Source organism: Streptomyces sp. NPDC034049, from assembly GCF_055575575.1.
In genome coordinates this window covers 643,356-663,807 of sequence record NZ_JBVISJ010000004.1, presented here as the reverse complement: position 1 = coordinate 663,807, position 20,452 = coordinate 643,356, and the positions used below count along the sequence as shown (strand labels likewise).

At 72.6% G+C, this 20,452-nt stretch carries 18 protein-coding genes and 1 pseudogene; 10 read left to right on the top strand and 9 right to left on the bottom strand.

Annotated elements, in window-relative coordinates; all coding sequences use genetic code 11:
• Positions 1-82 precede the first annotated feature (82 nt).
• The 4 genes from ACZ52C_RS16175 to ACZ52C_RS16160 all read right to left on the bottom strand — a co-directional run bounded on the left by ACZ52C_RS16175 (position 83) and on the right by ACZ52C_RS16160 (position 5,483).
• Positions 83-868: an amino acid ABC transporter ATP-binding protein gene (locus tag ACZ52C_RS16175; protein WP_469075307.1), complete on the bottom strand. Its 786-nt coding sequence runs from the start codon at positions 866-868 to the stop codon at positions 83-85.
• Positions 865-1,851 (bottom strand): amino acid ABC transporter permease, encoded by a 987-nt coding sequence (locus ACZ52C_RS16170; RefSeq protein WP_469075306.1) that lies wholly within the window; start codon positions 1,849-1,851, stop codon positions 865-867. Before ACZ52C_RS16170 ends, ACZ52C_RS16175 begins: the two co-directional genes overlap by 4 nt.
• A gap of 477 nt (positions 1,852-2,328) precedes the next feature.
• Positions 2,329-3,243 (bottom strand): glutathione S-transferase C-terminal domain-containing protein, encoded by a 915-nt coding sequence (locus tag ACZ52C_RS16165; RefSeq protein ID WP_469075305.1) that lies wholly within the window; start codon positions 3,241-3,243, stop codon positions 2,329-2,331.
• 374 nt (positions 3,244-3,617) lie between these two features.
• Positions 3,618-5,483, bottom strand: a complete 1,866-nt coding sequence (locus ACZ52C_RS16160) for a glycoside hydrolase family 15 protein (protein WP_469075304.1) — start codon at positions 5,481-5,483, stop codon at positions 3,618-3,620.
• Positions 5,484-5,825: 342 nt separating this feature from the next.
• On the opposite strand from ACZ52C_RS16160, the gene ACZ52C_RS16155 reads away from it, so the two are divergent.
• From ACZ52C_RS16155 to ACZ52C_RS16120, 8 genes are all read left to right on the top strand, one after another.
• Complete coding sequence (locus ACZ52C_RS16155; protein ID WP_469075303.1) at positions 5,826-6,137, top strand: hypothetical protein; 312 nt, start codon at positions 5,826-5,828, stop codon at positions 6,135-6,137.
• 120 nt (positions 6,138-6,257) lie between these two features.
• Positions 6,258-7,424: an NAD(P)/FAD-dependent oxidoreductase gene (locus ACZ52C_RS16150; RefSeq protein WP_469075302.1), complete on the top strand. Its 1,167-nt coding sequence runs from the start codon at positions 6,258-6,260 to the stop codon at positions 7,422-7,424.
• On the top strand, positions 7,421-7,720 hold the full coding sequence (locus ACZ52C_RS16145) for a (2Fe-2S)-binding protein (RefSeq protein WP_469075301.1): 300 nt from the start codon (positions 7,421-7,423) through the stop codon (positions 7,718-7,720). The genes ACZ52C_RS16150 and ACZ52C_RS16145 overlap by 4 nt, the downstream gene beginning before the upstream one ends.
• Positions 7,710-9,194, top strand: coding sequence for an FAD/NAD(P)-dependent oxidoreductase (locus tag ACZ52C_RS16140; protein ID WP_469075300.1), 1,485 nt, complete (start codon positions 7,710-7,712; stop codon positions 9,192-9,194). Before ACZ52C_RS16145 ends, ACZ52C_RS16140 begins: the two co-directional genes overlap by 11 nt.
• Before the next feature lie 67 nt (positions 9,195-9,261).
• Positions 9,262-10,158 (top strand): dihydrodipicolinate synthase family protein, encoded by an 897-nt coding sequence (locus ACZ52C_RS16135; protein ID WP_469075299.1) that lies wholly within the window; start codon positions 9,262-9,264, stop codon positions 10,156-10,158.
• 26 nt (positions 10,159-10,184) lie between these two features.
• A complete protein-coding gene (locus tag ACZ52C_RS16130; RefSeq protein ID WP_469075298.1) occupies positions 10,185-11,186 on the top strand; it encodes a proline racemase family protein in 1,002 nt (333 codons plus the stop codon).
• A gap of 126 nt (positions 11,187-11,312) precedes the next feature.
• Positions 11,313-12,041, top strand: a complete 729-nt coding sequence (locus ACZ52C_RS16125) for a GntR family transcriptional regulator (protein ID WP_060882610.1) — start codon at positions 11,313-11,315, stop codon at positions 12,039-12,041.
• Positions 12,042-12,150: 109 nt separating this feature from the next.
• Positions 12,151-12,678 carry an NUDIX hydrolase family protein gene (locus ACZ52C_RS16120; protein WP_179202246.1) on the top strand — a complete coding sequence of 176 codons (528 nt, stop codon included), beginning with the start codon at positions 12,151-12,153 and terminating at the stop codon, positions 12,676-12,678.
• A gap of 100 nt (positions 12,679-12,778) precedes the next feature.
• On the opposite strand, the gene ACZ52C_RS16115 is transcribed toward ACZ52C_RS16120, so the two are convergent.
• Positions 12,779-14,239 (bottom strand): tetratricopeptide repeat protein, encoded by a 1,461-nt coding sequence (locus ACZ52C_RS16115; RefSeq protein WP_469075297.1) that lies wholly within the window; start codon positions 14,237-14,239, stop codon positions 12,779-12,781.
• Between the two features lie 326 nt (positions 14,240-14,565).
• Positions 14,566-15,489 carry an MBL fold metallo-hydrolase gene (locus tag ACZ52C_RS16110; RefSeq protein WP_469075296.1) on the bottom strand — a complete coding sequence of 308 codons (924 nt, stop codon included), beginning with the start codon at positions 15,487-15,489 and terminating at the stop codon, positions 14,566-14,568.
• Positions 15,490-15,712: 223 nt separating this feature from the next.
• Between ACZ52C_RS16110 and ACZ52C_RS16105 the strand changes: the two genes are divergently transcribed.
• Positions 15,713-16,633, top strand: a complete 921-nt coding sequence (locus tag ACZ52C_RS16105) for a LysR family transcriptional regulator (protein ID WP_469075295.1) — start codon at positions 15,713-15,715, stop codon at positions 16,631-16,633.
• 75 nt (positions 16,634-16,708) lie between these two features.
• Positions 16,709-17,281: pseudogene (locus tag ACZ52C_RS16100) on the top strand (N-acetylmuramoyl-L-alanine amidase); the annotation flags it as partial.
• A gap of 98 nt (positions 17,282-17,379) precedes the next feature.
• On the opposite strand, the gene ACZ52C_RS16095 reads toward ACZ52C_RS16100, so the two are convergent.
• Genes ACZ52C_RS16095 through ACZ52C_RS16085 form a run of 3 tightly spaced genes read right to left on the bottom strand, consistent with a single transcriptional unit; the run spans position 17,380 to position 20,386 of the window.
• On the bottom strand, positions 17,380-18,567 hold the full coding sequence (locus ACZ52C_RS16095) for an ABC transporter ATP-binding protein (RefSeq protein ID WP_469075294.1): 1,188 nt from the start codon (positions 18,565-18,567) through the stop codon (positions 17,380-17,382).
• Between the two features lie 26 nt (positions 18,568-18,593).
• Positions 18,594-19,427: a carbohydrate ABC transporter permease gene (locus tag ACZ52C_RS16090; RefSeq protein WP_469075293.1), complete on the bottom strand. Its 834-nt coding sequence runs from the start codon at positions 19,425-19,427 to the stop codon at positions 18,594-18,596.
• Positions 19,427-20,386, bottom strand: a complete 960-nt coding sequence (locus ACZ52C_RS16085; RefSeq protein WP_469075292.1) for a carbohydrate ABC transporter permease — start codon at positions 20,384-20,386, stop codon at positions 19,427-19,429. The genes ACZ52C_RS16090 and ACZ52C_RS16085 overlap by 1 nt, the downstream gene beginning before the upstream one ends.
• Positions 20,387-20,452: the final 66 nt, after the last annotated feature.

Sequence of the window (20,452 nt, the reverse complement as noted above, 5' to 3'; positions counted from 1 at the left end):
GGGGGAGGCACGGTGGGGGGGGAGGCACGGTGGGGGGGAGGCACGGTGGGGTGCGGGTCGCGCGAGGTCGGAGGACCCCGCGTCAGAGGACCCTGCTGAGGAAGTCCTTGGTCCGCTCGTGCCGTGGCCTGTCCAGGACCTCGGCCGGCGGGCCCTGTTCGACGATCCGGCCGCCGTCGATGAAGACGACCCGGTCGGCGATCTCCCGGGCGAAGCCGATCTCGTGGGTGACGATCACCAGCGTGGTGCCGCCCCTCGCCAGGTCCTTGATGACTTCCAGGACCTCGCCGACGAGTTCGGGGTCGAGGGCGGAGGTCGGCTCGTCGAAGAGGATGACGCCGGGGCGCAGGGCGAGGGCGCGGGCGATGGCCACGCGCTGCTGCTGTCCGCCCGACAACTGCCGTGGATAGGCGTCCGCCTTGTCGGCCAGGCCGACCCGGTCCAGGAGTTCACGGGCGAGCGCGTCGGCCCCGGTCCTGGTGAGTTTCCCGGTCGCCACCGGCGCCGCCGCCACGTTCTCCAGCACGGTCAGGTGCGGGAAGAGGTTGAAGTTCTGGAAGACGAAGCCGATCCGGGAGCGCTGGGTGAGGATCGCCCGCTCGTTCAGTTCCTTCAGCCGGTCGCCGTGCCTGCGTACGCCGATCAGTTCGCCGTTGACGCTGACATGGCCGATCTCGGGCTTCTCCAGGTGGTTGATGACCCTGAGCAGCGTGGACTTGCCGGAGCCGGACGGGCCGAGGATCACGGTGACCTCGCCGGGCCGTACGGTCAGGTCGACACCGTTCAGCACGCGGTGCGTGCCGTACCACTTGTGCACGTCGTGCACCTCGACGGTGGCGGCCTCGTGGGTGGGCGTCACGGTGGTCATACGGCGGCCTCCTTGCGGATGCGGGTCCGCAGGTCGGCGATGCCGGCCCGCAGTCGCTGGAGCGGCGTCGGCGGCAGGGTGCGGGTGGCGCCCCGGGCGTAGTACCGCTCGACGTAGAACTGGACGACGGAGACGACGCTGGTGAGGATCAGGTACCAGACGGTGGAGACCAGCAGCAGCGGCACGATGTCGCCGGGGTAGGTGGAGCCCATGGCCTGGGCGGTGCCGAAGAGGTCGAGCAGGGAGACGTAGAAGACCAGCGAGGTGCTCTTGATCAGGCCGATCAGCTGGTTGACGTAGTTCGGGGTGATCGAGCGCAGCGCCTGTGGGAAGACGATCCTGCGGAACTGGTAGCGCTTGGGCAGCCCGAGCGCGGACGCCGCCTCGTGCTGGCCCTGGTCGACGGAGAGGATGCCGCCGCGGACGACCTCGGCGGCGTAGGCGGCCTCGTTGAGGCTGAGGCCGATCACGGCGACGGCCATGTCGGTGGCGAGGCGCGACTCGTCGAAGGTGAAGAACGCCGGGCCGAAGGGGACGCCCAGGCTGAGCGTCTGGTAGAGGGCGCTGAAGTTGTAGAGGAACAGCAGGACCACGATCAGCGGGATCGAGCGCAGGGCCCAGATGTACACCCAGCTCACCGAGCGCAGGACCGGGCTGTCGGAGAGCCGGGCCAGGGCGAGGAGGATGCCGCCGAGAAGGCCCAACACCGCGCTGTAGGCGGCGACTTCGAGGGTGATGAGCAGTCCGTCGAGGATGGCCGGCCGCAGGAACCAGTAGGCGAAACGGTCCCACTGGTAGAAGGGGTTGGAGATCAGTCCGTGGACGAACTGGGCCGCGAGGACCAGCACGATCGCGGTGGCGATCCAGCGGCCGGGGCGGCGCAGCGGCAGCACCCGCTGGGCGGTGAGCCGCTGCGACGGGGTGTCGTCGGCGGGCGGCGGTGCCTCGGTCAGGGACACGGCGGCGCCTGGGGGTTCACTCATCAAGGGCTCCGGAGGAGTGTCGAAACCCCAGGCGACGCAGGCGACTTCGGCCGTACGGCGAGCGGGGCGACGCGCGCCGCGGGGAGCACGGCGGGCGGCACTCGTCGGACGGGGGCCGGCGGGCGACCTTCGTCGTCCGCGGGCGCCGAAGGCACACGGATGCGCACGGCACCGGGGCTGGCGGGAGGAGGCGGACCGCTGGTGCGGTGCCTCAGGGGTTCGGAGAACCGTCAGCCTCGACGGGAGCGCGGCACCGGGCGAGGGCCCGGCCGCGCGCTAACGTGCGCTACACAGTGCGCTGTTGACCCGGAGCAGATCGACGGCGCGGTCGGCGCAGAGCGGCACGCGGCCGTGGCGGCGCCATGCGGCGGGCCTCGGGGTCGCGTCCATGTCCGTCACCATCGTCTTCCGGCCCTGCGGGCCTCGTGCTCATCGGGTCGGCGTAAGTAACTCAGGCCCGGCAGGCCCCTGTCAACGTCAGTCCAGCACATGGGACACCTGTCCGTCAGTCGATACGCCCTGGTCCGGGACGTGGGAGGCCCAGTCCAGGATCTGCACGGCCGCGCCGGCGGCCTCCAGGCCCCGGCAGTGCGCGTGGTGACGGCGGGCGATGCCGTCGAGGTCGAGGTGGGGGCCGAAGGCGGGATGGGCGGTCAGCCGGCGGGCGTACGCCCACAGGTGCGGGTGGTCGGCGACACGGTGCACGGCGGAGGCGTCCAGGTGCCAGCGGTGCACGGTGTCGAGCCGCACCAGGGAGACCCACAACTCGACGTCCGCGACGGTGAGTCGATCGCCGAGGACGTACTCCTGTCCGGCGAGCCGGGCGTCCAGGGAGCGCAGGGTGCGCAGCAGGGAGCCGAGAGCTTCGCGGCGTTCGAGGTCGTCGGCGTCGGCCCGTCCGGCGCGCTGGGCCGCGCCGTCCATGCCCTGTTCGCAGAGGCGCGCGACCCCCTCGATCTCGGCCTCCGCGCCCTCCGGGTACAGCGTGTGCCGGTCGGCGCCGAAGCGGCGGGCGAGGTCGCGCATGATGTCGGGGGCGTGGGTGCTGACGATGCGGCCGGACCAGTCGTCGCTGAGCACGGGCGCCACGGCCGCCCCGGGGTAGCGGTGGGCGCTCGCCTCGTACAGCGGGCGCAGCGCGGAGTGTTCGCCGTTCGGGCCGTCGGGCACGGCGGGCAGGAGCGTCACAGGGCAGACGTCCGTCAGCCCCAGGAGGCTGTGGACGACGGCGATGCGCAGGGCGCCCGGACAGGAGAGCGACAGATGGAGCCGGTAGCGGCGGGGCACGGCGTAGTGGCCGCTGCGCGCGTCGCAGCCGATCCGGCCACGGAAGGAGGGCAGCGGCCGTGGCGACGGAACGGCGTTCAGGGCGTGGACGGGCATGGCGGACATGTGTCTCCCCGGGGTTCTGACGCGCGGTGGCGTGGTGGCGTGGTGGCGCGAGATGCGACGGTGCGCGGGAACGGTGGTGACGCGAGTACACGGACGCGCGGGCGCTGCGGCGCGCCACCCCGACGGCCCGGCCCGGCCGGGGTCGACTCGGGTCGGCTCGACTCGGGCCCCGGCTCGGCTCGAGGCCGGTCAGCCGACGGGGCTTCCCGCGCTGCAGACGCGCAGCAGATCGATGTGACGGCGGGACGTCAACAGAAGGGACTGCCGGCGCGTGCGCGGCACACGAGTGACCACCGGCTCCGTACGCCCCATCATTCCCTACCCGTTCACTAGGAAATACCCCACCTGGAGTGTCGAGCCACCCACGCCCCGCGTCAAGAGGTCGTCCAGGAATCGGACACGTCGTCCGAGGCGTGGACGTCCGGGGGTTTCCTCGGGTCCTCACGGCGGGCGTGCGGGGCGTGCAGGTCGAGTTCGTAGGCGACCCGGATCAGCGGCACATGGGTGAACGCCTGTGGGAAGTTGCCCAGTTGACGACGGGCGCGGGGGTCGTACTCCTCGGCGAGGAGGCCGACGTCGTTGCGCAGTTCCAGCAGCCGTTCGTACAGCGCGCGGGCCTCCTCCTCGCGGCCGATCACCAGCAGGGCGTCCGCGAGCCAGAAGGAGCAGGCGAGGAAGGCCCCCTCGCCGCCGGTGAGGCCGTCCGGAGAGTCGGCGGCGCCCGCCGAGTAGCGGGCCACCAGTCCGTCGGAGAGGAGTTCGCGCTGAATGGCCTCGACGGTGCCGATCACCCGTGGGTCGTCCGGTGGCAGGAAACCGGTCTGCGGGATCTGCAGCAGCGCGGCGTCCAGCTCCCGGGAGCCGTACGACTGGGTGAAGGTGTTGCGTTCCGGGTCGTAGGCCCGCTCGCAGACCTCGCGGTGGATACGGTCACGGATCTCGCGCCAGCGCTGAACCGGGCCGGGACGGGAGTGCGCCTCCGCCAGCCGCACCGCCCGGTCGAAGGCGACCCAGCACATCACCTTGGAGTGCGTGTAGTGGCGGGGGGCGCCGCGCATCTCCCAGAGCCCCTGGTCGGGCTCGGACCAGGCCCGCTCCAGGTGGTCCAGGAACACCGCCTGAAGGGAGACCAGATGCTTGCGGGGGCGCAGTCCGCAACCGATCGCCAGATGGATGGTGTCCATCACCTCGCCGGGCACGTCGAGCTGCCGCTGCGAGGCGGCCGCGTTCCCGATCCGCACCGGACGCGACCCCTCGTAGCCCGGCAGCCAGTCGGCCTCCCACTCGGTGAGCCGCCGCTCCCCCGCGATGCCGTACATGATCTGCACGTCCTCGGGCCGCCCCGCCACCGCCCGCTCCAGCCAGCCCCGCCAGGCGTCCGCCTCGGCCTTGAACCCGCTGCGCAGCAGGGCCTCCAGCGTCATGCCGGCGTCCCGCAGCCAGCAGAACCGGTAGTCCCAGTTCCGGACGCCGCCGATCTCCTCCGGCAAGGAGGTGGTCGGGGCGGCGACGATGCCGCCGGTCGGCTGGTACGTCAGGGCCTTGAGCGTGATCAGGGAGCGGGCGACGGCGTCGCGGTAGGGCCCGTCGTAGGTGAGTCGGCGCAGCCAGCGGCGCCAGTACGACTCGGTGCTGCGCAGCGCCTCGAAGGCGTCCACCCGGCGCGGTGCGGCGAGGTGGGAGGGGTGCCAGGTCAGCACGAAGGGGATCTGTTCGCCCGCCCGGACCGGGAACACGGCGGTGTGGGCCGTACCGTGGGCGACCGGCCGCACGGGGGTGCGCAGCCACACCGACTCCGGCCCGGCGGTACCCGTCAGCGCGCCGCCGCGCCGCCGCATCCAGGGCAGGACACGGCCGTAGTCGAAGCGGAGCCGCAGGTCCATCCGCATGTCGACGGTGCCGGAGAGGCCTTCGACGATACGGACCACGCTGGGGGCGCCTGTCTTGCGGCACGGCATGAAGTCGGTGACCAGGACCTGGCCCGTGGTCGTCTCCCACTCCGTCTCCAGGATCGCCGTGTCGTCCCGGTAGCGGCGGCGGGCGTACGGGCCGTTCTCGTCGGCGGGGGCGATGCGCCAGCGGCCGTTGTCCTCGTCGCCGAGCAGGGCGGCGAAGCAGGCGGGCGAGTCGAAGCGGGGGAGGCAGAGCCAGTCGATGCTGCCGTCCCGGCCCACGAGGGCGGCGGTGAGGAGGTCGCCGATGAGGGCGTAGTCCTCGATGCGGCTGGGCTGTCCTGGCATGCGGTCAGTTTCGGGGGACCGGAGGTGCGGGGCATGCGGGGTGGCGCGTTCGAGTTCCCGCCGGGGCGGGCCCGTGCGCGGGAGGACTGACCGGGGGCCACCCCGGTACTCGGCCGGGAGGGTGCGGGGCCCGGGGGCGGACGGCTGGGGCGCGACCGGGGTTCTTCACCCTCCGGACGGTCGTGGGCCACGTACCGGCGAGGGCCGCTCCCTCGCACGGTCCGAAGCCGCTGACGACCTGTTCCGAGTACCGCGCACCACGTACCGAGTCCCGCGCACCACGTACCGAGTTCCGACGGCTCGACCACGACATGGGTGAACGTCCACGGAAAGGACCGGCTCTTGAACGCCTCCACGAACGCCTCGGAGATCCCCCCGACCGAGCGGATCCGCACCCTCGCGGACATCCTCTCCGGAAGGATCACGGCGACGGAGGGCGCGCGCCGCCACGACGTTCCGGTGCGGGTCGTCCACGAATGGCTGCGGGAGATCCCGGTGGCCGCGCCGCGGGACGCGGCGGACCGGACCGGCGCACCGGACCGAGACGGCTGGGCCGACGGGGAGGACACGGCACCGGTGCGGGGCACGGGGCGGCGGCCGTTGCCCCGCTGCCAGGTGGTCGTCGACGAGATGGTGCAGGGTCTCGGGCTCTGATCGCCCCCGCGGCTCTCACGCTCCCCACCACGAGACTGCGGAGCACCCGCCCCCGAACAACAAGTCCGGCTCGCTGTCGGGCTCTTCCCGCGCGGCAGCGCCATGTGACATAGTACTGGCGTGACCGAGCGACTGACCTGCGACGTCGTGGTTGTCGGAGCGGGAATGGTGGGCGCGGCCTGCGCCCTGTACGCGACCAGGGCGGGTCTGGGCGTCGTCGTGGTGGACCGCGGCCCGGTGGCCGGCGGCACGACCGGCGCCGGCGAGGGCAATGTCCTGGTCTCCGACAAGGAGCCCGGTCCCGAACTGGCACTCGCCCTGCTGTCCCAGCGCCTGTGGGCCGAGCTGGCCGCCGAGCCGGGCCTGGGAACGGCGTTCGAGTACGAGCCCAAGGGCGGGGTCGTCGTGGCGTCGGCGCCGGAAGGTCTCGCCGCGCTGGAGCGCTTCGCCGCCGGACAACGCGCCGCCGGTGTAGCGGCGTTCAGCGTCACCGCGCGGCAACTCCCGGAACTGGAACCGCACTTGGCGCCCGGCCTCGCGGGCGGCATCCACTACCCCCAGGACGCCCAGGTCATGCCCACCCTCGCCGCCGCGCACCTCGTACGGGCCTCCGGGGCCCGGCTGTTCACCGGCCGGACCGTGACCGAGGTGCTGCGCACACGGGCCGGTGCGGTGCGCGGCGTACGGACCGACCGGGGCGACATCCACGCTCCGGCGGTGGTGAACGCCGCCGGGACCTGGGGCGGTGAACTGGCCGCGCTCGCCGGTGCAGGCCTGCCGGTCCTCCCCCGGCGCGGCTTCGTGCTCGTCACCGAACCGCTGCCGCCGATGGTGCGGCACAAGGTGTACGCCGCCGACTACGTGGCCGACGTGGCCAGCGACTCGGCGGCGCTCCAGACCTCCCCGGTGGTCGAGGGCACGGCCGCCGGACCCGTGCTGATCGGCGCGAGCCGCGAACGGGTCGGCTTCGACCGGTCGTTCTCCCTGCCCGTCGTACGGGCGCTGGCGGCGGGCGCGACCCGGCTGTTCCCGTTCCTGGAGGAGGTGCGCGCGATGCGGACGTACGTCGGCTTCCGGCCGTACATGCCGGACCATCTGCCCGCGATCGGGCCCGACCCGAGGGTGCCGGGGCTGTTCCATGCCTGCGGGCACGAGGGCGCCGGGATCGGGCTCGCCACCGGCACCGGACATCTGATCGCCCAGGCACTCGGGGGCGGGACACCCGATCTGGATCTCACGCCGTTCCGTCCGGACCGGTTCGCGGAGGACGAGGGGGACGCGGCATGAACCCGCTGGAGCCGGCGCGGGCCGAGCCCGGGCCCGCCTTCACCGTCACCCTCGACGGACGTGAACTGCAGGCGCTGCCGGGCCAGACGGTCGCGGCCGCGCTCTGGGCGGCCGGGGTGACGTCCTGGCGCAGCACCCGGGGCGCGGGCCGGCCGCGAGGGATCTTCTGCGGCATCGGGGTCTGCTTCGACTGCCTGGTCACCGTCAACGAACGCCCTGGTCAACGGGCTTGTCTGGTGCCGGTCCGACCGGGCGACGCGATCCGCACCCAGGAGGGCACGGGCCATGAGCAGTGAACCCGGGGCGCCCCGTCTGACGATCGTCGGCGCCGGCCCGGCGGGGCTCGCGGCGGCCCTGGCGGCGGCCGGACGCGGCGTACGGGTCACTCTGGTCGACGCCGCCCGGGCCGTCGGGGGCCAGTTCTACCGGCAGCCCCCGGCCGAACTCGGCGCCCGGCGCCCGCAGGCCCTGCACCACCAGTGGCGCACCTGGCAGCGGCTGCGCGACGGCCTCGCACGCGAGGTCGCCGCCGGGCGCGTCGTACATCTCCCGGACCACCATGTCTGGTGCGTGGAGCGGCATGGGGGCGGCCCCGCGCGTTTCACCGTGCACGCGCTGCTCGGGCCCGAGCAGGAGCGGCCCGTCGAGGTGCGCACGGACGCCGTCCTGCTCGCGACCGGTGGCTACGAGAAGGTGCTGCCCTTCCCCGGCTGGACCCTGCCGGGCGTCGTCTCCGCCGGGGGCGCGCAGGCCATGCTGAAGGGGGCGCTCGCGGTGTCGGGCCGTACGGCGGTCGTCGCGGGGACCGGCCCGCTGCTGCTGCCGGTGGCGACCGGGCTCGCGGCGGCGGGCGTCACGGTCGCCGCGCTGGTCGAGTCCGCCGGCCCCGGCGCCCTGGTGCGGCGGACCGGGGCGTTGGCGCGCCGCGCGGACAAGCTCGCCGAAGGGGCCTGGTACGCGGCGGAGTTGCTGCGCCGCCGGGTACGGACCCTCGTTCGGCACACCGTCGTCGAGGCCCACGGCGACGACCGGTTGGAGGCCGTGACCGTCGCCGCGCTCGACGACGAGGGCCGGGTCCGGCACGGGACCGGGCGACGCGTCTCCTGTGACACGCTCGCCGTCGGGCACGGCCTGCTGCCGCACACCGATCTCGCCGAGGCGCTCGGCTGCCGTGTGGAGTCCGCCGGACCGCGCGTGTGGGTCGACGAGGAGCAGCGCACCGATGTGCCGGGCGTCTGGGCCGCGGGCGAGACCACCGGGATCGGCGGGGCGGCCCTGTCCCTCGCCGAGGGCCATATCGCCGGCCGGTCGGCCGCCGCCCGCCTGCGGGGCGGGGTGCCGGACCCGGACGAATGGGCGCGGGCGGCCAAGTCCCGTCGCGCACTACGGGAGTTCTTCGAAGTCCTCGACGCCGTGTACGTCCCGCCGGCCCACTGGACCGAGCAGGTCACCGACGAGACGGTGGTCTGCCGGTGCGAGGAGGTCACCGCCGGAGCCGTCCGTGAGGCCGTCGGGGAACTGGGCGCCGGGGACGTCCGGACCGTGAAGCTCCTCACCCGCGCCGGGATGGGCTGGTGCCAGGGCCGGATGTGCGGGCCGGCGGTCGCGGGTGTCGCCGGGTGCGAGCAGGGAGTGGCTCGGCGACCGTTCGCCCGGCCGGTCCCCCTCGGCGTGCTGGCACGGGCGGGCGAGACCGGAGAGGACGCCGGCTCCGGCTCCGCATCCGGCTCCGGCTCCGCATCCGGTGTCGATGCCGACGCCCCGCCCTGAGCCCCGCACCCGCACCCACACCCACACCCACAGTGATATGTCACACCTCATGGAGGGCGTCCCACACATGGCCACCACCGAGAACCGTCCCTGGCGCGGCGTCCTCGTCGCCACCGCGCTCCCCCTGCGCGACGACCTCTCCGTCGACCACGACGCGTACGCCGAGCACTGCGTCTGGCTCGTCGAGAACGGCTGCGACGGCGTCGTACCGAACGGCTCGCTCGGCGAGTACCAGGTGCTGACGCCCGAGGAGCGCGCCGCGGTCGTGGAGACGGCCGTCGCCGCGATCGGTGGCGCCCGGGTGATGCCGGGGGTCGCCGCGTACGGGTCCGCCGAGTCCCGGCGCTGGGCCGAGCAGGCGCGGGACGCGGGCTGTGCGGCGGTGATGCTGCTGCCGCCGAACGCGTACGGCGCCGACGAGCGGTCCGTGCTCGCGCACTACGCCGAGGTCGCGAAGGCGGGCGTCCCGGTCGTGGCGTACAACAACCCGATCGACACCAAGGTCGACCTCGTCCCCGACCTGCTCGCCAAGCTGCACGGCGAGGGGTACATCCGGGCCGTGAAGGAGTTCTCCGGCGATGTCCGCCGGGCCTACCAGCTCGCCGAACTCGCCCCGGAACTTGACCTGTTGATCGGCGCGGACGACGTACTGCTGGAGCTGGCGCTGGCCGGTGCCAAGGGCTGGGTGGCGGGCTACCCGAACGCGCTGCCCGCCGCGACGGTGGAGCTGTACCACGCGGCGGTGGACGGCGACCTCGCCACGGCGAAGAGGCTCTACGAGCAGCTGCACCCGCTGCTGCGCTGGGACTCCAAGGTCGAGTTCGTGCAGGCCATCAAGTTGTCGATGGACATCGTGGGCCGGCCCGGGGGACGCTGCCGGCCGCCGCGCGTGGAACTGCTGCCGGAGCAGGAGGCCGTGATCCGGGCGGCCACCGAGAAGGCCGTCGCGGCGGGGCTCGCGTAACCCACAGCAGAAAGGTAGGGCCGGCCATGCGCAGCAAACTCGTCCTGCACGCCGTCGACTCACACACCGAGGGCATGCCCACCCGGGTGATCACCGGCGGGATCGGCACGATCCCCGGCGCGACCATGAACGAACGCCGGCTGTGGTTCCGTGAACACCGCGACGACATCAAGCAGTTGCTGATGAACGAGCCGCGCGGGCACGCTGCGATGAGCGGCGCGATCCTCCAGCCGCCGACCCGCCCCGACTGCGACTACGGCGTGGTCTACATCGAGGTGTCCGGCTATCTGCCCATGTGCGGCCACGGCACGATCGGTGTGGCGACCGTGCTGGTGGAGACCGGCATGGTCGAGGTGGTCGAACCGGTCACCACCATCCGTCTCGACACCCCGGCGGGCCTGGTCGTGGCCGAGGTGGCGGTGGAGGACGGCGCGGCGAAGGCCGTCACCCTGCGCAACGTGCCGTCGTTCTCCGTCGGCCTCGACCGCAAGGCCACGCTCGCCGACGGCCGCACGGCGACCTACGACCTCGCGTACGGCGGCAACTTCTACGCCATTCTGCCGCTGGAGCAGTTCGGCCTGCCCTTCGACCGCGACCGCAAGGACGAGATCCTGCGGGCGGGCCTCGACCTGATGGAGGCGATCAACGCCGAGGGGGAGCCCGTGCATCCGGAGGACCCGTCGATCCACGGCGTCCACCACGTCCACCTCTACGCCCCCGGCGCCACCGCCCGGCACTCGCGGCACGCGATGGCCATCCATCCCGGCTGGTTCGACCGCTCCCCCTGCGGCACGGGCACCAGCGCGCGCATGGCCCAGCTCCACGCGCGCGGTGAACTCCCCCTGCACACCGAGTTCGTGAACGAGTCCTTCATCGGCACCCACTTCACCGGCAGGCTGCTCGGCGAGACCGAGGTCGCCGGGCTGCCGGCGGTGCTGCCGAGTTTCACCGGCCGCGCCTGGGTCACCGGCACCGCCCAGTATCTGCTCGACCCGTCCGACCCGTTCCCGTCCGGCTTCGTCCTCTAGGATTCCGGAGCTCCGGACTTCGGAGCCCGCATCCCGGAGCCCGAAGCCCGAAGCCCAGGTCCCGGATTCCGGATCCCGGATCCCGGATCCCGGGATCCAGCGCTTCATGAGTACAGGAGAGACCGCATGCCCCCCACGGAGTCGCGGCGCGGCGGCGTACCGTCCGTCTCCACCGCTGCCGCCGCCGCTCCCCCGGCCCCCGCCCTGCCGGTGCTCGGCGGCAAGAAGAGCAGCTACCGCGAGCGGGTCGCCGACGCGTTGCGGGCCGCGCTGATCGCCGGGGAGCTGCGGCCGGGCGAGGTGTACTCCGCGCCCGCGCTCGCCGGCCGCTTCGGTGTCTCGGCGACGCCGGTGCGCGAGGCCATGCTGGATCTGGCCAAGGAGGGGCTCGTCGACACCGTGCCCAACAAGGGGTTCCGGGTCACCGCCGTCACCGAGCGGCAGCTCGACGAGTACACCCAGGTCCGTGCGCTCATCGAGATCCCGACCACGGCCGGGCTGGCCCGGACCGCCGACCCGGTCTCCCTGGAGGCGCTGCGGCCCGCCGCCCGGGAGATCGTCGCCGCCGCGGCTGCCGGTGACCTCATCGCGTACGTCGAGGCCGACACCCGTTTCCACCTCGGTCTGCTCGCCCTCGCGGGCAACGCGCACCTCGTCGAGGTGGTCGGTGACCTGCGCAAACGCGCCCGACTCTACGGTCTGACCGCGCTCGCCGAGTCGGGGCGGCTGCTGTCGTCGGCGCAGGAGCACCTGGAACTCCTGGACGCGCTGCTCGCCCGCGACGAGGAGGCCGTACGCGCGGTGATGACCCGCCACCTCGGTCATGTGCGCGGAATGTGGGCCGCGCACGACTGATCCTCTTCACCGCGCATGCGGGCGGAGCGGCGGGGGCATCTCTGACAGGTGTGATCGGAGCGACGCGCGTTCCGACTGACGTTGAAAGTATGATCGGCCAATGTCTGACATGACCGAAACCACTCCCGGCTGGCTGCCGTCCGACGAGCTCGAGTCGGCGCGCGCCCGGATGCCGATCCTGTACGTCGAGGCCGTGCCCGTGCGCGTCGACGACAGCGGCGAAGTGACCAGCGTCGGCCTGCTGCTGCGCATCGGCCCGGACGGGACGGTCAGCCGCAATCTGGTCTCCGGCCGCGTGATGCACCACGAGCGGGTGCGTGACGCGCTGCTGCGCCATCTGGAGAAGGACCTCGGGCCGGTGGCGCTGCCCCGTGTCCCGTCCGCACTCCAGCCCTTCACCGTCGCCGAGTACTTCCCGACGCAGGGCATCACCCCGTTCCACGACCCGCGCCAGCACGCGGTCTCGCTCGCCTACATCGTCCCGGTGGCCGGCGACTGCCGGCCCCGGCAGGACGCGCTGGACCTGGTGTGGTTCAGCCCCCAGGAGGCGGCGTCGGCCTCCGTCCAGAACGAGATGCCGGGCGGCCAGGGAGTCCTGCTGAAGCAGGCTCTGGCGCATGTGGGCTGCCTGTCCTAGCCGGGCGGGCAGTGACGTAGCCGCGGGTCGGCCGGGCCGGAGCCGCGGGCCGGCCGGGACGTAGCCGCGGGCCGGCCGGGACCGGGCGGAGCGGCCGGGGTCAGGCTTTTCGGCCGAGGTACGTGTCGTGCGCGTTCCCGCTGAGCCTCGCCGCGGCGGGAGCCGCCAGTTCGGTCGCCGTGGCGCGGGCGACGGCGGCGCGGCCCGCTTCCCCGAGGGCGTCGGCGAGGCGGGCCCGGCCGAGCCAGTTGTAGGGACTGTGGGGGCTCAGGCCGGCGCGTTCCCCCAGCAGGAGCCGGGCCTGCTCGTCCCGGCGTGCGCGGAGAGCCGCCTCCAGCAGGGTCCGCTGGACCGCGTCCCGCTGGGCGTGGCTGCCGCCGAAGGTGTGCAGCCGGCGGCGGATCGGCCACAGCAGGTCCACCACCGTCGCGTAGTCCTCGCGGACGAACGCCACCAGCGCCTCGCAGACGGGCAGCCCGATCTCGGCGGTCATCACGCGGTTGGTCTGCGGTCGCTCGTCCTCCCGGGCCGCCCGCAGCCAGCGCCGCCGGTCGGCGACGAACTCGTCCGCCGTGTCCAGCCGCCCCGCTCCCGCGAAGGCCATGACGGCGTGCGCGTCGTTGAAGGCGTAGAACGGCGGGTCCTCGCGCGCCGCCCACGCGTCGGCCAGGGCCCGCCACCGTGCGTCCTGCTCCGAGCCGTCCAGGAGGAACCGCCACAACAGCGAGGCGGCGTCGAGGAGTTCCATGACGAACCCGGACGACTCCTCGTGGTGCAGTACGGCGTCGTGGATCCGCAGGGCCGTGGCGGTGTCGCCGGCCTCCAGGGCGTACAGGGCGTAGTGCCACCAGCTGTGCACCGTCAGCAGGCTGCCGCTCGCCCAGTCGTCGAGGCGCGCGTCGAGGAAGCCGAGCCCCTCGGCGAACCGGCCCTGCATCTCGTGCACATGGACGACGGCGTGGATGGCCCAGATGTCACGGGGGTTGCGCTCGACGGCGGCGCGGGCCACCTCCTGGGCCCGGTCGTAGTGGCCCGACTCCTCCAGGCCGAACGCGTACATGCCCAGCAGCGGTCCGCGGTGGGGGTCGTCCGGGTCCCATGCCGGGAGGGCCCCGCCGATCCGGTCCCGCAGCCGTGTGGCGTCCCCGGTGAAGAAGTCGAGCTGATGTCCCACCGCCAGGGCGAGCGGATCGCGGGGACACTCCACGACCAGGTCCTCCAGGATCCGACCGGCCCGCCCGAGATCACCGCCGAGCCAGGCCTCCGCCGCGGCCATGTGCATGCGCTCCCGCCGGGGCAGCGCCGTACGGTCCAGCCCCGCGCTGAAGGTCATGAACCCACGTCCCGCCTCCTCGGCGTCACGCGACTCGGTCCCCAGCACCCCCAGATACGCCGCGAACACCTGGGCCATCGGCGACTCCGGACAGGCGGCCACGGCGTCCGCGACGGCGGTCGGGAACTCGGGCCGGAAGAACAACAGCCCCTCCACGGCCCGGTCCAGGTGCGCCGCTCCCTCGGCGGTGCACTCGTACAGACGGTTGCCGTACCGGTCGGTCACCATCGCAGCTCATCTCCGGCGCGTGTCGAGTGTCGGCGGGCGGCCCGCGGTCGTCGACCGTGACACCGCGGACGAGCCCGATCCTCCATCCAACCGACCGCCCCACCACCAAGTCCACCGAGCACCCCCGACACGCCCCGCCTCACCACCGACACGCCCCGGATCACCACCGCGCGCCGCGACGAGACCGGCCTCGCGCCGCGACGAGATCAGTCACGTGCCGCGACGAGATCGGTCACGTGCCGCCCACCGCCCCCTCCCCCGCAGAGCGCGCCGGCGCGCGGGACGCCCAGGGCGCATGGGGCACGGCGCTCGGCGCACGACGCGCGCTACCCGCGCGCCTCGTGTTCGGCGCACAAGCACCCCACACCCCGCTCGATCCACTCCTCGCCCACCCACTCCGGATGGCGCTCGATCATCAGGTGCCTCACCTCCTCGGCGATCGTCGCCTCGCTCGTCGCGGAGTCCCGGCGACGCCATGTCTCGTCGCGCAGCAGTTCCAGATACGTGCGGACGTCGGCCAGCAGCCCCGTACCCCCGATCCCGCCGTGGCCGGGCACGACCACGCGCGGATGCTGCGCCGACAGCCGTTTCAGCACCTCGATCCAGCGGATGCCGGACACATCGGTGTCGTACGGCGGGAACCACGGAAAGATGGCGAACTGCCCCGCCTCGACGAGGTCGCCGGTGAACATCACCCCGGCGTCGGGCACGCTCACCACCTGGTCGCCCCGGCTGTGCGCCCGGCCGGTGGCGCGCAGACGCACCACCCGGCCGCCCAGGTCCAGATCGAAGGCGTCGTCGTAGACCGTGTCCGGCACGACCGGCTCCACCCCCGCCAGCCGCCGGGCGATCGGTTCGCCCAGCCCCCGGAACATCGAGAGGTAGCCAGGGCCCTTGCCGGCCAGGTCCTCGGCCTGGGCCCGGTTGAGGAGGTAGGTCGCCTCGCCTGCGAAGACCTGGGCGCCGAAGGCGTGTTCGGGATGGAAGTGCGTGGTGGTCAGGAAGAGCCTGCGCCCCCTGGCGTGCTCGGCCGCGAACGCGAGTACGGCCTCGGCGTTGTCGGGGCCCAGCCCCGTCTCGACCACGAGAACGGAGTGGGTGCCGCCGACGACCCCTATGTTGGGCACCAGTCGCACCCCGCCGTCGGGGATCACCAGCACATCACGGGCCACCTCCCGCACCTGGTCGGTCCGGACGACGGGGTCGGACAGCGTGCTCTCGGTCATATCGGACAGCGTGCTCTCGGTCATACCGGTGGCTCCTCGAACTCGTGGGTGTGGCAAGGGGGTCAGGCATCGATCAGGTGCTGTGGCGGACAACGGGGCGCGGAGTGGATCCGCGCGGGGATCGTCGGTCGGGCACGGTCCGTGACGGAGGCCACGGCCCGCTCGCGCTCCAGTCCAGTGCGGGCACCCGCGCGCCGTCCAACACCCGTTCCGTACGCCCGATACCGCGCGGGTATCGTCGCCGGTCATGGACTTACGATCGCTGCGCTACTTCGTCGCCGTCGCGGAGGAACGGCACTTCGGCCGTGCCGCCGCCCGACTGCACATGACCCAGCCGCCGTTGAGCCGGGCCGTCAAACAGCTGGAGAACGATCTCGGCGCCCTGCTGCTGCACCGCTCCTCCACCGGCGTCACGCTCACCTCGGCGGGCCGGGCGCTGTACGACGAAGCCCGCGCGCTGCTGGGGCAGGCCGAGCAGGCCCGCGCGCGGGTCGCCGCGGCCGCCCGCACGGCGACGCTCACCCTCGGCACCCTCGCCGAACAGACCGGTACACGACTGGTCGCCGCCTTCCGCGAGCGCCATCCCGATGTCCACGTCCGTGTGCGGGAGGCCGACCTGACCGATCCCACCACCGGCCTGCGCGCGGGCCTGGTCGACGTGGCGCTGACCCGGGCGCCCTTCGACGACACCGGGATCGCCAGCCACGTCCTGCGCTCCGATCCGGTCGGTGTGGTGCTGCGCGCCGACGACCCCCTCGCCGGCCGTACGTCCCTGCACCCCCGTGACCTCGCCGACCGGCGCTGGTTCCGTCTGCCCGACGGCACCGACCCCGCGTGGCAGGCCTTCTGGACGGCGCCCGCGCCCGCCGCCGCCCTGCGCGACGGCCCGGTCGTACGCACCGTCCACGAATGCGTCCAGGCCGTCCTGTGGAACGGCACCGTCGGTGTGGCCCCGTTGGCCGAAACCCTCCCGGAGGGCCTCACCTGCGTCCCCCTGCGCGGCATGCCGCCCAGCCGCCTGGTGGTCGCCTGGAACAACGCCGGCACCGACCCCCTGGTCCGCTCCTTCGTCCGGATCGCCGCGGCGGGCTATGCGACGCATACCGACACCGGCACCGGCACCGGAGCAGGGACCACTCCCTTGGGACGCAGGATCGAGCATGCGTGAAAACCGTCCCCCCACCGGCGTCATCGAACCGGCTCTGATCCGTCTCCCGGCCGCCGCCGCTCCGGAAGGACAGCCATGCACGCGAGAGCCACGAATCCGGCCCACGCCCCCGACTCCTTCGGCGCGTTACCGAGGCGCGCGTTGCTGGGTGCCCTCGGCGCCGTCGCCGTGACCGGTGCCGTCTCCCGCCCGGCCGCGGCCGCGGGCTCCCCGACGGCCGGTTCCCGGTCCGCCTCCGCGTCCGCCGCCTACGTCCCGCTGTCCCGGCAGGCCTGGGGCGCGGACGAGAGCCTGCGCTTCGGCCCGGACGGCACCGAGACCCGGCCCCCCGACCACCACGCGGTGCAGACCCTGTCCGTGCACCACACCGCCGGCGCGAACGGCGAGGCCGACCCCGCGGCCCGGGTCCGCACGATCTACCGCGACCGGACGGTCGGTCAGGGCTGGGGCGACATCGGCTACCACTGTCTGATCGACGCGGCCGGACTGGTCTACGAGGGCCGCTGGTCCGGCACCGACGGGGACCCCGCGCACGACGCGGCGGGGCGCCTGGTCACCGCCGCTCACATCGCCACGTACAACACCGGGAACGTCGGGATCGCGCTGCTGGGGACGTTCACCTCCAGCGCTCCCACGTCCGCCGCGCGCGGCGCGCTCGTCCAGCTGCTTGCGGAACTCGCCACTGCGAAGGGGCTTAGCGCATCTCCGGCACGGGGATCGCGGATCGCGCCCTGTGCGGTGCGTCGTCAGTCCGCTCTCACCGGATGCGTGAGGTTCGCTCCGGTCCCCGGGTCGAACACGTGGGCCTTGGCCATGTCGACCCGCAGTTCCACCGGTTCGCCCTCGCGGGCCCGTGTGGCGGCGTCCAGGCGGGCCACGATGTGCTGGGTGTCGGTGCCGGTGTCGCGCAGGCCCGAGTCCTTGGCGAGCTCCTCCAGTTCGGTGGTCGTCGCGGGCCCTCCCTCCGCGGCGAAGTAGACGTACGCATCGGAGCCCAGCGACTCCAGTACCTCAACGGTGACGGTGAGGAGCGGGCCCGTCCGGGCCCCCTCATGTGACAGGGCCGCGTCCTCGAACGCCTCCGGTCGCAGCCCGACGATGACCTCGCGGGGCGCGTTCTGGCGTTCCAGCGCCTGCCTCGTTCGGTCGTCGAGGGTCAGGTCGCCGAGGGACGAGCGCAGGGCGCCGGCCTCCAGGGTGGCGTTCAGGAAGTTCATCGCCGGGGAGCCGATGAAGCCCGCCACGAAGAGGTTGCGCGGCAGGTCGTACAGCTCGGCCGGGGTGCCGATCTGCTGGACCAGGCCCTGTCTCATGACCACGACGCGGTCGCCCAGCGTCATCGCCTCGGTCTGGTCGTGGGTGACGTACACGGTGGTCGTGCCGAGGCGCCGCTGCAGGCGGGAGATCTGCGTGCGCATCTGTACCCGGAGTTTGGCGTCCAGGTTGGACAGCGGCTCGTCCATCAGGAACGCCTTCGGATCACGGACGATCGCCCGCCCCATGGCCACCCGCTGGCGCTGACCGCCCGAGAGGTTGGCGGGCTTGCGGTCCAGGTGCTCGGTGAGGTCGAGGATCCGGGCGGCGTCCGTCACCTTGGCGTCGATGGTGGCCTTGTCCACCTTGGCCAGGCGCAGCGGGAAGCCCATGTTCTCCCGGACGTTCATGTGCGGGTACAGGGCGTAGCTCTGGAAGACCATGGCGACGTCGCGCTCCTTGGGAGCCAGGTCGTTGACGACTCGGCCACCGATGCGCAGGGTGCCCTCGGTGATGTCCTCAAGTCCGGCGATCATGTTCAGCGTGGTGGACTTGCCGCATCCCGACGGGCCGACCAGGATCACGAACTCGCCGTCGGCGATGGCGAGGTCCACGTCCTTCACGGCGAGCGCCCCGTCGGGAAAGCGCTTGGTGACTCCCTCAAGGATGATCTCGGCCATGGATGGTGCCTCCTTGCCTTCCCCGTTCAGCCCTTGACTGCCCCGGAGGTCAGTCCGGCGACGATCCGCCGCTGGAAGAGCAGGACGAAAACGATGATCGGGATGGTGATCACCACGGCGGCGGCGGCGATCGACCCTGTGGGCTGCTGGAACTGGGAGCTGCCGGTGAAGAACGCGATCGCTGCGGGCACGGTGCGCGCGGACTCTGTGGACGTCAGCGAGATCGCGAACAGGAAGTCGTTCCAGCAGAAGATGAACACGAGAATGGCCGTGGTGAACACGCCCGGTGCGGCCAGCGGCACGATGACCAGCCGGAAGGCCTGCGCGGGCGTCGCCCCGTCGACCTTGGCGGCCTTCTCCAGGTCCCAGGGAATCTCCCGGAAGAACGCCGACAGGGTGTAGATCGCGAGCGGCAGGGAGAAGGTCATGTACGGGATGATCAGCCCGATCCAGGTGTCGAAGATCCCGATGATCCGCTCGATGTTGAACAGCGGTGACACCAGGGAGATCGGCGGGAACATGGCGATCAGCAGTGACATGCCGATGAGGACCCGCTTGCCGGGGAACCGCAGCCGGGCCACCGCGTAGGCGGCCATGGTGCCCAGCGCCACCGCGATCACCGTGGCGATCAGGGCGATTCCGATCGAGTTGATCAGCGCACGGGTGAACTCGGTGGTCTCGAAGATGCCCTGGTAGTTCTCCCAGGTCCAGTCCGTGGGGATGTAGTTGCCGTCCGTCAGGGTGCTGGGGTCCTTGAACGACAGCGCGGCGATCCACCACACCGGGAACAGGGCGTACAGCACGACCACCACGTTCAGGACGCCCCATCGGGTGGCGTGCGCCTTTCCCACCGCGGCCATCAGCGCTTCACCTCCGCGCCGGGTGCTGCGGTGCCGAACAGTTTGACGAAGGTGAAGGCGATGATCCCGACGCAGATGAAGATCAGGACCGAGATCGCCGACCCGATGCCCAGGTTCAGCGCGGTGAACAGGTTGTCGTACCCGAGGATCGACACGGAGCCGGTTCCCTGGGCGCCCGCGGTCAGGATGTAGATGTTGTCGAAGATCCGGAACGCGTCCAGGGTGCGGAAGAGCAGGGCCACCAGGATGGCCGGTTTCATCAGCGGCACCATGATCTTGGTGAAGCGCTGCCAGGCGGTGGCACCGTCCACCATGGCCGCCTTCAGGGTCTCCTCGGGGACCAGCGCGAGGCCCGCGAGCAGCAGCAGGGCCATGAACGGCGTCGTCTTCCACACCTCGGCGAGGATGATCAGCCAGAGGGCCGGCCACTGCTCGGTCAGGGGGGCGTCGCCCTCGGGCAGCAACTCGGCGAGGTACCCGAGATCCGGGGTCCACGCGTACTGCCAGGAGAAGGCGGCGACCACGGTGACGATCCCGTACGGAACGAGGACCGACGTGCGGACGACGCCGCGCCAGAAGATCGTGCGGTGCATCACCAGGGCGAGCCCCATTCCGAGGACCAGTTCGATCGCCACGGACACCGCGGTGATGAACAGCGTGACCCAGAAGGCGTCCCACCAGAACGGGGAGGACAGCACCGCACCGTAGTTGCTCAGGCCCACGAACTCGGCCCGTCCGGGAAAGCGCAGGTCGTACCGCTGGAGGGAGAGATAGACGGCGTATCCGATGGGGTAGGCGGTCACGGCGATCATGACGACGACGGCGGGTGCGCAGAGCAGCCAGCCGAGCCGCCGCTCCTGCCGGGCGCCCGCCGAGAGTTCCGTCCGGTCCGGCCCCGCCTGCTCCGTCCGCGCCTCGGGGGGCGGTGGGGTACCGGCGGGTCGCGCCCGCGTGCTCATCGCGGGCCGCCCGGGGACGAGGCCCGCGCGCCGCGGCGCGGGGCGACGGAGTGGCGGGAGAGGTCG